Below are 12,801 nucleotides of genomic sequence, written 5' to 3'. Positions count from 1 at the left end.
GCGCCGTCGGCCCTCAGGCCTCCCGGCAGCCTTCCCACAGGAACGCCCCGCTGGAGCCTTCCTCGCCGCCACCGGACTCGCCGCCGTCGCCGGGCTCCACGGGCTCGGTGGGCAGGGGCAGGGTCGGGGTGATGGTGGGGACCGGCACCGGGCACGGCGGCACCTGGCCGGTGTCCGCCGACGCGACCCCGCCGAAGACCACCCCGGCGACGACCGCGAACGCCGCCACCGCCCCGCCCATCGCCGCCGCCGCGCGAACCCTGTTCGACTTGTGGCTCATGACTTTCCCCTTCCGGAGGACCTTGCCGCTCGTGACCCGACAGGAGCAATCCTGCGTGGGCAAGCCGGAAGTGGACAGTCACCGGGATGTCAGCATCCGGACCGCCCTCTGACAGGAAGCGGACGCCCGGCGGATCGCCGTTCTCGCAGGGTGGGGCGGTGCGGGCACGGTTGTGCCGCGCGACCTGGGAAGTGGTAAGACCTGCCTGTTCGCAAGCGAATCCGGTGAGAAGCCACCACAGACGCGGGGTGGCAGCAGGCTGCCGGGGACGGCCGGAAGCGGACGTCGGGGAAAGCGGGGCAGCGGCGGCGAAAGCGCTCGTGCACAGGAACTTCTCGCTGGCTGTGGTGATCCGACTTCGAGCGGTCACCGGCGCGCTCGGAGGCCCCACGTGCGCTCGGGGTGCCAGACGCGCGGAAGGGGTGTCAGATCCAGCCCTTGCGGGCGGCGGCCACCCCGGCCTCGAAGCGGCTCTCGGCTTCGAGTCGGTCCATCAGCTTGGCCACGCGCCTGCGGAGGTTGCGGACGGACATGCCCAGCGCCCGCGCCCCGGTCTCGTCGGTGCCGCCGGAGGCCAGGTGCCGCAGCACGGCCTTGTCCTCCTCCGTCAGCTCCTCGTCCTCGCCGTTGGCCGAGGCGCCCTTCTCCCACGGCAGGGCGTCGGCTTCGGCCCACATGCGCTCGAACAGGCGCAGGAAGCCGGTGATGAGCCCGGCCTGGCGCACGACGAGCGCGCCGCGCTTGCTGTCGGCCGGGTCGATCGGGACGACCGCGACGCGGCTGTCCATGATGATCATCCGTTCCAGGGCCTGGCCGCTGACGCGGTACTGGGCGCCCGCCTCGCTCAGCTCGCGGAGGTAGGCGCGGTTCACCTCGTCGTCGAGGACGGCGACGTCGTAGATCACGCGCATGTCCAGGCCGCGGCGCAGGCCGCGCATGTCCAGCGGCTTGCTCGCCGCCAGGGCGGCCGCGGTCTGCGGGCCGCCCGGCTGCACCGCGTAGACGCTGGAGCGGGTGAAGAACGACAACTCCTGCAGGGCCTCGCGCACCGCGCCCAGGTCCTCCAGGCGCTGGATGTCGGGCTCGTCGGCGCCGGTGGAGCCCACCGGGCGCTCGAAGCGCCGGGCCAGCTCGGAAAGCTCGGACCGGGCCGCGGTCACCCGGCGCTGCCTGCGCAGCAGGTCCTCCTCGGCCTCCTCGATCAGCGCGCCGACGGCGGAGGTGGGGTTGATCAGCTCGAACCCGGCGGGGTGGTCGTCGGCCAGGCGGACCACGCCCAGCGCGACCAGTCGGTCGACGGCGTCGGCCAGCTCCTCCTTGGACAGGCGCAGGCGCTCGACCAGTCCGCTCGCCCCGAGCGCGGGCTCGTCCAGCGCGGCCCGGTAGGCCCGCTCGGCGACTTCGTCGAATCCCAGATCCCGCAGGCCCACCCAGGCACCTCCCGTGTCCGCGTGATGACACACCGGTGGCAGCTACCGGCCACCGACGCCACTGGCGGACCCCGCTCCGCAGCCACATGCTAATCACGTGGAAGTGCGAATGAAGCTGACCAGAACCACTGTTCCCCCAGAGCTGCCGAGCCCGGCGGTCCTGGCCGCCGCCCGCTTGGGCGCCGAGCTCGGCCACGAGGTCGCCGTGGACCTCGCCGGCTGTGACATCGAGGTCACCGCGGCGGGCATCTCCCGCGCCGACCTGGCCGCCCGCCTGGCCCGCGCCCTCGCCGAACCCCGGTTCGACGGCTGGCGCATCGCCGCGGAGTAGCGGCGGACACCCCTACGGCCCGGCTCGTGCCGATCGGCTGGGCCATAGGGGTGCCAGGGTGACTCCGAACGTCTCCGAACGCCGTCCTGTTAGGAAGCGAACGCGCTCGGGGTCCCGGGGCTGACCCGGATGCAGTTGCCGGGGTCGTCGTAGCCGTGGACCCACGGCGGGCCCGAGGGCAGATCGGCGCGCCTGAGCGGACGTTGGCGCGGGCAGGTGCGCCCGATGGGACAGCGCCCGGCTCGCGGAGCCCTCAGCGCGCGGCGGGTGCGGCGGTGCTCTCCCTGACCACCAGCTCGGTCGCGAGATCGATCCGCTCGTTGGGCGGGCGCTCGCCCCTGGCCAGGGAGAACACCATCCGCGCCGCCGTGGTCGCCATCTCGCGCAGCGGCTGGCGGACGGTGGTCAGCGGCGGGCCGATCCACTCGGTCACCGGCAGGTCGTCGTATCCGACGATGGACAGGTCGTCCGGGATGGACAGGCCGAGCTGGCGGGCGGCGCGCATGACGCCGAGGGCCTGGAAGTCCGAGCCCGCGAAGATCGCGGTCGGGCGGTCGGGGCGGTCCAGCAGCTCCAGGCCGTGGCGGTAGCCGCCGTTGACGTAGAAGTCGCCGTAGCGCACCAGCGCCGGGTCGATCGGCACGCCGTCGGCCTCCAGCGCGCTGCGGTAGCCGTCGACCCTGGCGCGGCTGCACAGCATCGTCGTGGGGCCGGAGATGACCGCGATCCGCCGGTGCCCGAGGCCGAGCAGGTGCCGGGTCGCGGCCAGGCCGCCCGCCCAGTTGGCCGAGCCGACCGTCGGCACGTCCGGCGGCTGCTCACCCGCGGTGTCGACCACCACGAACGGGATCGTGCGGGTGGTCAGCTGGTGACGCTGCCCGGCGTCGAGTTCGGCCAGCACGAGGATGACGCCCAGCGGGCGCCGGGTGAGCAGGTCGTCGAACCACTCGCGGCGGGGGCGGTGCGCCCCGCCCAGCTCGGAGAGCACGACGGCGGCGCGCTCGGCGGCGGCGGCCTCCTCGACACCGCGGATGATCTCGGTCGCCCAGGCCGAGTTCATCTCGTGGAAGACCAGGTCGATCAGCGCGGGCCGCGACGACTGGCGGGCGCGGCGCCTGCGGTACTGGTGGCGCTCGATGACGCTCTCGACCCTGGCCCTGGTGTCGGCGGCGACGTCGGGCCGCCCGTTGAGGACCTTCGACACGGTCGGCACCGAGACCCCGGCCTCGGCCGCGATCGAGGCGATGGACGCGGGGCCCTTGGTCCCCGGGGCGCCGCCCGGTTCCGGTTCCGTGGTCGCGCTCATGTCTGGTCCTGTCTGACCTCGGGCGCGGAGACGCGCGATTCCGAAACTTTCGATTCCGAGTCTATCCGCAGAAGCATTGCTAGCAGTTCTGCTCACCCAGTGAATCATTGACCTGGTAGTGAATGGGCTTTCCGGCCCGCCCCATGAATCTTAGTATCGGCGAGAGTTTCGATAGTTTCGGACTTCCGATGTCGTGGGAGCGGAGGGCCTGATCGATGCCGCGATGTCGCTGCGCGAGAAGCTTGCGCAGCTCGTCGGGCTCTGGGCGGGCGCCGACCCCGACGGCGGCGAGGTGGCCCCGCACCAGAACGACATGCTGGGGGAGCCCGTGGCGTGGGCCGAGGCCATCACCGCCGGGCTGGGCCGGCTGACCCGCCCGCCCGCGTGGGGGGCGAGCTTCGACCCCGAGCTGGGCGCCGAGGTCTCCGAGCTGATCGGGGCGCAGCCTGCTCATCGGCGTCGCCGTGTTCCCCATGTGATGAAGGCGTTCTTCGAGAGCCTGCCCAACGAGCTGGAGGAGGCCGCAGCCATCGACGGCCTGAGCGCCTACGGCATCCTGCAGCGCGTCGTGCTGCCGCTGTCCAAGGCGGTGATCGCGACGATGGTGCTGTTCTACGCGGTGGCCAACTGGAACTCCTGGTTCAGCGCGTTCCTCTACGTCGACCGGTTGGACCTGTTCCCGGTGCCCCCGTGACCCGCACTCGCCGTGACCCGATGGGTCGGCCGTTGTCGTCACCCGGTTGAACCTAGGCAGGGAAGCTTTGTCGGACAGGGGATCAGTGTCCACACAAGACGCGTTGAGGCATCGAAAACGGTTCAGGACAACGACTTTGTGTGGGCGAGTATTGGAACGCCGTGTCAGATGCCTTCTGTTGACCATGAACGCGCCCGCCGAGGGGGTTGTGTCTTTCCGGCGAACCTTCTTATAGTGGGCGTGACGACCCGATGTAAGCGCTTACATAGCGTTCACCTTATGTAAGCGCTTACAGACTCTGATCAGCGACGATGCGGGAGGCGGCGTGGCGCGGAAGACGGCCGGGGCCACCGGGCCGGGCGCGACCATCTACTCGGTCGCGGACCGGGCCGGGGTATCGATCGCGACCGTGTCTCGGGTGCTGCAGGGCGGGACGGTCGTCGCCGAGCGCACGCGCGAGAAGGTGCTCGCCGCGGTCGAGGAGCTGGGGTACGTGCCGCTGGGGGCGGCGCGCAGCCTCGCCGTGCGCCACCACGAGGCGCACGGGCTGGTGCTGCCGGAGCTGTCCGGGCCGTACTACTCCGAGCTGCTGATGGGCTTCGAGGCGCGGGCCGCCGAACTGGGGCAGTCGGTGGTGCTCGTGCTGACCAACGGGCGGCGGGATCTCGTGGGTGACGTGCGCAGGCTGGCCACCAGGGTCGACGCGATCGCGGTGCTCGGGTCGGCGGCCATCCCCGGCGAGGTCGTGCGGACGCTGGCGGAGAAGAAGCCGGTGGTGGTCATCGCCGGGCAGCCCGGCGACGGTGTCGAGGCGGTGGCGGCCGAGAACGTCGACAGCGCCAGGGAACTGGTCGGCCACGTGCTCGGGCACGGGCGTCGGCGGGTGCTGTTCGTCGGCGACCCGGCGAGCGGACCCGACATCAACAACCGGCACGCGGGCTACCGCCAGGCCCACCACGACCACGGTCTCGCCCCCGCCGAGCCGGTCCGGATCTCCCTGCGCGAGGACGACGGCTTCGCCTTCGCCCGACGGCTGCTCGCAGGCGAATACCACGCCGACGCCCTCGTGTGCGCCAACGACGAGCTGGCGCTGTCCATCATGACCGCGCTGCAGGACGCCGGACGCGACGTCCCCGGCGACACCGCCGTCGTCGGGTGGGACGACGTCATGACCGCCCGGTACGTGCGGCCCGGATTGACCACCGTCCGCCAGCCCGTCCAGGAGCTGGGCGCACTCGCCGCCGACCGCCTGCACGACCTCGTGGGCGGAGACCGCCCACCCACCGACACCCGAGTCCTGCCGACCCGCCTCGTGCTGCGCGCCTCCTGCGGCTGCACCCCCTGACCACCCGGCCCCGACCCCGCTCCGCACACCCAGGAGCCCCACGGGCTTCTCCTTCCCACTCCACCCCCTTCACCCCATCCCCCAGGAAAGCGAGGAACCATGGGACGCCGCACAACCAGGGCGGTCGCGGGCTTAGCCGCGACGGCTCTCGTCCTCTCGGCCTGCGGCCGCGGCGACGAGCAGGCCGACGGCCAGACCGGCGCCGAGGTCGCCCCCGGCGCCGCGACCGGCACCATCACCGTCTGGGCCATGGGCGCCGAGGGGGAGAAGCTGCCCGCGCTGGCCAAGCAGTTCGAGGCGGCCAACCCGGGGGCCAAGGTCGAGGTCACCGCCATCCCATGGGACTCCGCGCACAGCAAGTTCACCTCGGCCATCGCCGCGGGCCAGACCCCGGACGCGGCCATGGTCGGCACCACCTGGATGGGCGAGTTCGCCGACATGGGCGCGCTCGACCCGACCCCGCCGTCGATCGACAAGAGCGTGTTCTTCGAGGGCGCGCAGAGCACCACCGAGGTCGACGGTACGTCCTTCGGCATCCCCTGGTACGTCGAGACGCGGCTGCTCTACTACCGCACGGACCTGGCCACGAAGGCCGGGTACGAGACGCCGCCGACGGACTGGCAGGGCCTCAAGGAGATGGCCAAGGCCATGCAGACCAAGGCGGGCGCCAAGTGGGGCATCGGCCTGCAGGCGGGCGGCACCGGCTCCTGGCAGTCGCTGCTGCCGTTCGCCTGGTCCAACGGCGTCGAGCTGACCAAGGACGGCGGCGCCGCCTACAACTTCGACAGCCCCCAGATGCTGGAGACCCTGGAGTACTACGGCTCGTTCTTCAGCGAGGGCATCGCCGACAAGGCCGCGCCTGTACAGCCGACCACCGAGCCGGACTTCGCCAGCGGGCGGGTGCCGATGTTCATCTCCGGGCCGTGGATGATGTCGGCCGTCGAGAAGGTCGGCGGGCCCGGCTTCGCGGACAAGTACGACGTGATGCCGATGCCCACGAAGGTGACCTCGTCCAGCTTCGTCGGCGGCTCCAACTTCGTCGTCTTCAAGAACACCGACAACCGCGACACCGCCTGGAAGTTCGTCCAGTGGCTGGCCGACCCGGCCGTGCAGGTCACGTGGTACCAGCAGTCCACCGACCTGCCCTCGGTCGCCAGTGCCTGGGAGGACCCGGCGCTGAGGGCGGACACCAAGCTGGCGACCTTCGGTGAGCAGCTCAAGACCGCGCAGGCCCCGCCGACCTTCGCGACCTGGGAGCAGGTCATCACCGCCCTGGACATGGAGGTCGAGAAGGTGGCCCGCTCCGGCGCTGACCCGGCCGCGGCGCTCAAGGCGGCGCAGGCCTCCGCCGACTCCATCGGCACCGGCCGGTGACCACCACGGCGCGCGGCTCCGTCTCCCGTGGGCGTGCCTCACGGGGGACGGGCCGGGCGGCGTGGCTGCTCGCGCTCCCGTTCTGCCTGCTGTTCGTCGTCTTCACCGCGTGGCCGGTGGTCCAGTCGCTGTTCATGAGCTTCACCGACACGCGCAACCGCGACCTGCGCACGCCGTTCGCGGTGGACTTCGTCGGGCTTGAGAACTACGCCAAGGCGTTCAGCGACCCGACGTTCCTCACCGCCGCGGGCAACACCGCCTACTTCGTGCTGGTCGGCGTCCCGCTGACGCTGGGGGTCGCGCTCGCCGCGGCCATCGTGCTCGACAAGGGCATCAGCCGCTTCCGCGCGATCTTCCGGCTCGGCTTCTACACCCCGGTCATCACCTCGATCGTCGCGGTCGCCGTGGTCTGGCGCTTCCTGCTCCAGGACGAGTTCGGCCTGATCAACACCGTGCTCGGCTGGGTCGGGATCGACGGGCCGAACTGGCTCGGCGACCCGGACTGGGCGATGCCCGCGATGATCCTCATGGGCGCGTGGCGCAACTTCGGCACCGCGATGATCATCTTCCTGGCCGGGCTGCAGGCCGTCCCGGCCTCGTTGCACGAGGCCGCCGCCATCGACGGCGCGGGCTCCTGGCAGCGGTTCCGGCACATCACGCTGCCGCTGCTGCGCCCGACGCTGCTGTTCGTGTCGGTGACCACGGCGATCGGCTACCTCCAGTTCTTCGAGGAGCCGTTCGTCATGACCAACGGCGGTCCGCTCAACTCGACCATCTCGGCGACGATGTACACCTACGAGCAGTTCGGCTTCGGCGACTACGGCTACGCCTCCGCGATGAGCTACCTGATCTTCGTCGTCATCGCGATCGTGACCGCCGTGCAGTTCCGGCTGCTGCGCGAGAGGGCGTGACATGACCTCCACCCGGAGCCGCTGGTGGCTCTACCTCCCGCTGACCGTCGCCCTGTTCGCCGTGGTCGCACCCTTCGCCTGGATGGTGCTGGGCAGTCTCAAGGGCGAGGGCGAGCTGCGCGCGAACCCGCCGACCTGGCTGCCCGAGAGCGCGTCGCTGGACAACTACACGCAGCTGTTCTCCCGGCTGGACTTCGGCGTCTACTTCGTCAACTCCACCGTGGTCGCCGTGGTCGTGACCCTGGGCAACCTGCTGTTCTGCTCGATGGTCGGCTACGCGCTGGCGATGCTGGAGTTCACCGGCAAGAAGGCGCTGTTCGCCGTCGTCCTCGGCACCCTGATGATCCCCGGCGTCGTGACGTTCGTGCCGCTGTACGTGCTCGTCGTCAACGCGGGCCTGGCGGACTCGCTGCCCGCGCTGATCCTGCCGTTCCTGGTCTCCCCGTTCGGGGTTTTCCTGATGCGGCAGTTCATCATCGGCCTGCCCAAGGAGCTGCTGGACGCCGGCCGCGTCGACGGCGCGGGCGAGCTGCGCATCTTCGCCAGGATCATCCTGCCGCTGTGCGGGCCCGCTCTGGCGACCCTCGGCATCCTCACATTCCTGGGCAGCTGGAACTCCTTCCTGTGGCCGCTTGTGGTGGCCCAGCAGGAGGCGCAGTACACGCTGCCCGTCGCCCTCGCCCTCTACTCGACCGGGCAGAACTCCATCCAGTACGGCCTGCTGCTGGCGGGCGCGACCATCGTCGTCCTCCCGGTGCTGGTCGTGTTCCTGGCTTTCCAGCGCCGCTTCATCGAAGGCATCGCCACGACCGGCATCAAGTGACCCCGACCTGCAAGGGAGTCCCATGAGCACCCCAGCCCGCCCCACCCGCCGCACCCTGCTCGCCGGGGGAGCCGCGGCCGCCGCCGCGCTCGCCGTCCCCTCGGCCGCGTTCGCGAACCCCGGCCCCAGCGCGTTGCGCAGGCGGGTGCTGACCGCCAGCCGCTCGCGCGTGCGCGGCTGGGCGAAGGACACCTGGCGCAGCCTCGTCGCGATGACCCCGTCGGACACCGGGCTGCCCGCCGACAACATCCCCGAGTCGCTGGCCGCGCCCGACCGCTCCGGCTACACCTCGCCGACCAACATCGGTGGCTACCTCTGGTCGACCATCGTCGCCCGCGAGCTGGGCCTCATCTCCCGCGGTGAGGCCTCGGCCCGGCTGGTGCGCACGCTCAAGACCGTCGAGCGCATGGAGCACCACCGGCCCAGCGGCATGTTCTACAACTGGTACGACGAGGCCACCGGCGAACCGGTGCTCAGCTGGCCGGGAACGGGCGAGAAGGTGTACCCGTTCTGCTCCAGCGTCGACAACGGCTGGCTGGGCGCGGCGCTGCTCGTCGCCGCCGAGTCCGACCGCGCGGCGTCGGGATGGGCGCGGCGGATCTTCGCCCGCATGCGCTGGGACGCCTTCTACAACCCCGGTGACGACCCCGCGCACCCGGTGCGGCCGGGCGGTCTCATCCACGGCGGCTTCTTCCCGTTCGAGCACAACCGCCCCGGCGGGGTGTATCAGGGCACCCACATCGGCGGCGACCCGGTGTGGCTGACCACCCACCACTACGACACGACCGTGTCGGAGACCCGCATCACCAGCTACCTGGGCATCATCACCGGGCAGGTCCCGGCCCGGCAGTACTTCGCGATGTGGCGGACCTTCCCCGCCTCCTGCGACTGGGCCTGGCACGAGATGCAGCCGGTGGGGGAGACCCGCACCTACCACGGCATCGAGGTCTTCGAGGGCGCCTACACCTACCGCGGCATGCGGATCGTGCCCGGCTGGGGCGGTTCCATGTTCGAGGAGCTGATGCCCGACGTGTTCGTCGACGAGGCCCGCTGGGCGCCGCGCTCGTGGGGCCGCAACCACCCGCTGCACGTGCGCGCCCAGCGCGAGCACGGGCTCATCGAGGCCGGGTACGGCTTCTGGGGCTTCAGCCCGTCGAGCGACCCGGCGGGCGGCTACCGCGAGTACGGTGTGGACGCCCTCGGCATGGGGCCCGGCAACGAGCCGGGCAACGGCGCCAACGGGTACTTCTCCGACCAGGAGATGACGAACTACGACGTCGGCTTCGGCGAGTGCCGCGAGGCGACCGCCCCCACCCCGGCCTACGGCGACGGCGTGGTCACCCCGCACGCGGCGTTCCTGGCGATGATGCACGAGCGCGACACCGCCTACACCAACCTCGTCGGCATCCAGCACGACCTCGGCGCGTACGGGGCGGGCGGGTTCTTCGACGCCGTCGCCGTGCGCTCGGGCGTCATCGCCCGCCGCTACCTCGCGCTCGACCAGGCGATGGTGATGGGCGCGATCGGCAACGTGCTGTGCGGCGGGGTGATCCGGCGGGCGTTCTCCACCCGGGCCGTCGAGCGCGCCCTGCGGCCGGTGATCGGGATCGAGGAGTTCGGCGCGAGCCGGGTCTGACCACTTCGAGTGAGGGAGGTAGAGGCATGCAGCCCGTGCGGCTGGTCTCCGCGGACGGTGTCGAGTTCCGCGATCTCAACGGCAACGGTGTGATGGACCCCTACGAGGACCCGCGCCTCCCGGTCGGGGAGCGGGTAGCGGACCTGATCACACGGCTTTCCCTGGAGGAGAAGGCGGGGCTGCTGTTCCACACCGTCATCGAGGCCGCCGCCGACGGCACGGTGAAGGAGGCGGCGGGCGACATCAGCAAGTCGCCGACGAGCGAGGTCGTGCGGCGCAAGCACCTGTCGCACTTCAACGTCCACGTGCTGCGGGACGCGCGGATGGCGGCCCGCTGGCACAACAACCTCCAACTCCTCGCCGAGTCGACCCCGCACGGCATCCCGGTCACCATCTCCACCGACCCCCGGCACGCCTTCATCGAGAACGCGGGCGTCTCCTTCTCGGCCAAGGCGTTCTCGCAGTGGCCGGAGGCCCTGGGCCTGGCCGCGCTGCGCGACCCGGCGGCGGTGCGGCGCTTCGCCGACATCGCGCGGCAGGAGTACGCCGCCGTCGGCATCCGCGCGGCCCTGCATCCGGCCATCGACCTGGCCACCGAGCCCCGCTGGGCCCGCCAGGCCGGGACGTTCGGGCAGGACCCGGACCTGGTGACCGAACTCGGCGTCGCGTACGTGCTCGGCTTCCAGGGCGAGGAACTGGGCCCGGGTTCGGTGGCGTGCACCAGCAAGCACTTCCCCGGCGGCGGCCCGCAGAAGGACGGCGAGGACGCGCACTTCCCGTACGGGCGCGAACAGGTCTACCCGGGCGGGCGCTTCGCCGACCACACCCGGCCGTTCCCGGCCGTCATCGCGGCCGGGACGGCGGGGGTGATGGTCTACTACGGGATGCCGGTCGGCCTGGTGGTCGACGGCGAGGACATCGAGGAGGTCGGCTTCGGCTACAGCAGGCAGGTGATCACCGGCATGCTGCGCGAGGGGCTGGGCTACGACGGCGTGGTGCTGACCGACTGGGAACTCATCATGGACAACCACGTCGGCGACAAGGTCCTCCCGGCCCGCGCCTGGGGCGTCGAGCACCTGGACGCGCACGGCCGCATGGAGCGCATCCTCGCCGCCGGGGCCGACCAGTTCGGCGGTGAGGAGTGCGTGGAGGTCCTGCTGGACCTCCTCGCGCAGGGCCGGGTGAGCGAGGCCAGGATCGAGGAGTCGGCGCGCAGGCTCTTGGCGGTGAAGTTCCGCCTCGGCCTCTTCGACAACCCGTTCGTGGACGAGGACCGGGCCGCGGAGACCGTCGGCCGGTCGGACTTCCGCGAGGAGGGCCACACCGCCCAGGCCCGCTCGGTCACCGTCCTGGAAGCCGCGGAAGATGGTCCGGCGGCCCTGCCCCTGCGGCCCGGCCTGACGGTGTACGTGGAGAACATGTCCCCGGACGCCGCCGCGCGCCTCGGCACCGTCGTCACCGACCCGCACGACGCCGACCTGGCCGTCGTCCGCCTGCACGCCCCGTTCGACCCGCGCTCGGACCTGTTCCTGGAATCCTGGTTCCACCAGGGCTCCCTGGACTTCCCACCCGGCCTGCCCGCCCGCCTGGCCAGGATCGCCGCGCACTGCCCCCTGCTGGTCGACGTCGCCCTGGACCGCCCCGCCGTCCTCACCCCCCTCCAACCGATCACCGCGACCCTGCTCGCCACCTACGGCACCACCGACGACGCCTTCGCCGACGCCCTCACCGGCGCGATCCCCCCGTGCGGCCGGCTGCCCTTCGACCTGCCGAGGTCGATGGAGCAGGTCCGCCGCCACCCGGAGGACGTCCCCGGCTACGACGACCCGCTCTACCCGTTCGGCCACGGCATCCAGGTCCGCTGACGGCGTCCGCGCGAGCCGGGACGCGACCTTCCCCCGACCGCGAGGGCGGCCGGGGGAAGGCAGTGGACAGGTGGTCTAGTTAAAGGTCACATCGCTGCACCACATGTAGGCCTGGTCCAGGTGCGACGCCTGCCAGATCGTGAACACGACGTGGTGGCCGCTGTAGGCGCCGTTGGTGTTCACGGTGAAGTTGATGTCGGTGGCGGGGGCGTAGCGGCCGGTCTGGGTGATGAAGTCGAGATCGCCCCAGCCGAGGCGCTGGGTTGTCGGGTCGAAGCCGTTCTTGCTGATGTAGACGCGGAAGTAGTCGGCGCCGTGGCTGGCCTGGTCGTGCAGGCGCATGGTGAAGGTGTCGCCGACGGAGGTGGTCTTCCAGCGGCCCGGGGTGTTGAGGGAGTTGTTGCGGGACAGGGCGTTGCTGCAGAGCTGGCCGTCGGGGGTCGCGCCCTGGAAGTTGCCGCCGAGGCCGTCGCGCAGAGCGCTCATCCAGTTCCACATGGTGTCGGCGTTGGCCTGGAAGGCCTGGTAGCACATGGGGTCTTGCTGCTGCATGGCCGGATTCGTGTGCTGGCTGCCCCAGGTCTGCCAGCACTGGTAGGCGCGGGTGGCGGGGCTGACGATCGTGCCGTGCGCGGACGCGGTCGGGGTCCAGGCGAACAGACAGGCCAGCGTGGCGGCGACGAGCGCGACGACACCTCGTCTGGCGACGGACCCGGAAGTGCTGCGCAGAGGCATGGATGGTCCTCCAATTCTCGGTTCACTCAAGGGGCGGTGATCCACGGGAGCGCTCCCAGAGCGCCTTCCAC

General features: G+C 71.3%; 12 protein-coding genes. 8 read left to right on the top strand and 4 right to left on the bottom strand.

Features of this window, described 5'->3' with window-relative positions:
• Positions 1 to 13: 13 nt before the first annotated feature.
• Together ACFPM7_RS23155 and ACFPM7_RS23150 are read right to left on the bottom strand one after the other, a co-directional pair.
• The gene (locus ACFPM7_RS23155; protein WP_378249830.1) at positions 14 to 280 is read right to left on the bottom strand and encodes a hypothetical protein; all 267 of its coding nucleotides are present in this window, start codon (positions 278 to 280) and stop codon (positions 14 to 16) included.
• A 425-nt stretch (positions 281 to 705) separates the two neighbouring features.
• On the bottom strand, positions 706 to 1,710 hold the full coding sequence (locus ACFPM7_RS23150) for a hypothetical protein (protein WP_378249829.1): 1,005 nt from the start codon (positions 1,708 to 1,710) through the stop codon (positions 706 to 708).
• Positions 1,711 to 1,819: 109 nt separating this feature from the next.
• Here ACFPM7_RS23150 and ACFPM7_RS23145 point away from each other — a divergent pair, with 109 nt between their 5' ends.
• Positions 1,820 to 2,041: a hypothetical protein gene (locus tag ACFPM7_RS23145; protein WP_378249828.1), complete on the top strand. Its 222-nt coding sequence runs from the start codon at positions 1,820 to 1,822 to the stop codon at positions 2,039 to 2,041.
• Positions 2,042 to 2,294: 253 nt separating this feature from the next.
• Here the strand turns inward: ACFPM7_RS23145 and ACFPM7_RS23140 are convergent, their stop codons facing one another.
• Positions 2,295 to 3,347 carry a LacI family DNA-binding transcriptional regulator gene (locus tag ACFPM7_RS23140; protein WP_378249827.1) on the bottom strand — a complete coding sequence of 351 codons (1,053 nt, stop codon included), beginning with the start codon at positions 3,345 to 3,347 and terminating at the stop codon, positions 2,295 to 2,297.
• A gap of 193 nt (positions 3,348 to 3,540) precedes the next feature.
• On the opposite strand from ACFPM7_RS23140, the gene ACFPM7_RS23135 reads away from it, so the two are divergent.
• The 7 genes from ACFPM7_RS23135 to ACFPM7_RS23105 all read left to right on the top strand — a co-directional run bounded on the left by ACFPM7_RS23135 (position 3,541) and on the right by ACFPM7_RS23105 (position 11,995).
• Positions 3,541 to 4,041, top strand: a complete 501-nt coding sequence (locus tag ACFPM7_RS23135; protein ID WP_378249826.1) for an ABC transporter permease subunit — start codon at positions 3,541 to 3,543, stop codon at positions 4,039 to 4,041.
• Between the two features lie 325 nt (positions 4,042 to 4,366).
• Positions 4,367 to 5,386 (top strand): LacI family DNA-binding transcriptional regulator, encoded by a 1,020-nt coding sequence (locus tag ACFPM7_RS23130; protein ID WP_378249825.1) that lies wholly within the window; start codon positions 4,367 to 4,369, stop codon positions 5,384 to 5,386.
• Positions 5,387 to 5,485: 99 nt separating this feature from the next.
• Positions 5,486 to 6,760, top strand: coding sequence for a sugar ABC transporter substrate-binding protein (locus ACFPM7_RS23125; protein WP_378249824.1), 1,275 nt, complete (start codon positions 5,486 to 5,488; stop codon positions 6,758 to 6,760).
• Positions 6,757 to 7,671 (top strand): carbohydrate ABC transporter permease, encoded by a 915-nt coding sequence (locus tag ACFPM7_RS23120; RefSeq protein WP_378249823.1) that lies wholly within the window; start codon positions 6,757 to 6,759, stop codon positions 7,669 to 7,671. The genes ACFPM7_RS23125 and ACFPM7_RS23120 overlap by 4 nt, the downstream gene beginning before the upstream one ends.
• 1 nt (position 7,672) lies before the next feature.
• Positions 7,673 to 8,494, top strand: coding sequence for a carbohydrate ABC transporter permease (locus tag ACFPM7_RS23115; protein ID WP_378249822.1), 822 nt, complete (start codon positions 7,673 to 7,675; stop codon positions 8,492 to 8,494).
• 22 nt (positions 8,495 to 8,516) lie between these two features.
• Positions 8,517 to 10,130, top strand: coding sequence for a glucoamylase family protein (locus tag ACFPM7_RS23110; protein WP_378249821.1), 1,614 nt, complete (start codon positions 8,517 to 8,519; stop codon positions 10,128 to 10,130).
• A 26-nt stretch (positions 10,131 to 10,156) separates the two neighbouring features.
• Positions 10,157 to 11,995: a glycoside hydrolase family 3 protein gene (locus tag ACFPM7_RS23105; RefSeq protein WP_378249820.1), complete on the top strand. Its 1,839-nt coding sequence runs from the start codon at positions 10,157 to 10,159 to the stop codon at positions 11,993 to 11,995.
• Positions 11,996 to 12,070: 75 nt separating this feature from the next.
• On the opposite strand, the gene ACFPM7_RS23100 is transcribed toward ACFPM7_RS23105, so the two are convergent.
• Positions 12,071 to 12,730 (bottom strand): lytic polysaccharide monooxygenase auxiliary activity family 9 protein, encoded by a 660-nt coding sequence (locus tag ACFPM7_RS23100; protein ID WP_378249819.1) that lies wholly within the window; start codon positions 12,728 to 12,730, stop codon positions 12,071 to 12,073.
• Between the last annotated feature and the right edge of the window lie 71 nt (positions 12,731 to 12,801).

The organism is Actinokineospora guangxiensis (genome assembly GCF_042657845.1).
Taxonomy (GTDB): Bacteria; Actinomycetota; Actinomycetes; order Mycobacteriales; family Pseudonocardiaceae; genus Actinokineospora; species Actinokineospora guangxiensis.
This window is presented reverse-complemented; position numbering and strand designations above follow the sequence as displayed.

Bases quoted from the DNA above. Each gene is read 5' to 3' on its own strand.
- ACFPM7_RS23110 (WP_378249821.1), top strand. From the start codon at position 8,517: ATGAGCACCCCAGCCCGCCCCACCCGCCGCACCCTGCTCGCCGGGGGA.
- ACFPM7_RS23100 (WP_378249819.1), bottom strand. From the start codon at position 12,730: ATGCCTCTGCGCAGCACTTCCGGGTCCGTCGCCAGACGAGGTGTCGTC.
- ACFPM7_RS23125 (WP_378249824.1), top strand. From the start codon at position 5,486: ATGGGACGCCGCACAACCAGGGCGGTCGCGGGCTTAGCCGCGACGGCT.
- ACFPM7_RS23140 (WP_378249827.1), bottom strand. From the start codon at position 3,347: ATGAGCGCGACCACGGAACCGGAACCGGGCGGCGCCCCGGGGACCAAG.
- ACFPM7_RS23155 (WP_378249830.1), bottom strand. From the start codon at position 280: ATGAGCCACAAGTCGAACAGGGTTCGCGCGGCGGCGGCGATGGGCGGG.
- ACFPM7_RS23115 (WP_378249822.1), top strand. From the start codon at position 7,673: ATGACCTCCACCCGGAGCCGCTGGTGGCTCTACCTCCCGCTGACCGTC.
- ACFPM7_RS23105 (WP_378249820.1), top strand. From the start codon at position 10,157: ATGCAGCCCGTGCGGCTGGTCTCCGCGGACGGTGTCGAGTTCCGCGAT.
- ACFPM7_RS23145 (WP_378249828.1), top strand. From the start codon at position 1,820: ATGAAGCTGACCAGAACCACTGTTCCCCCAGAGCTGCCGAGCCCGGCG.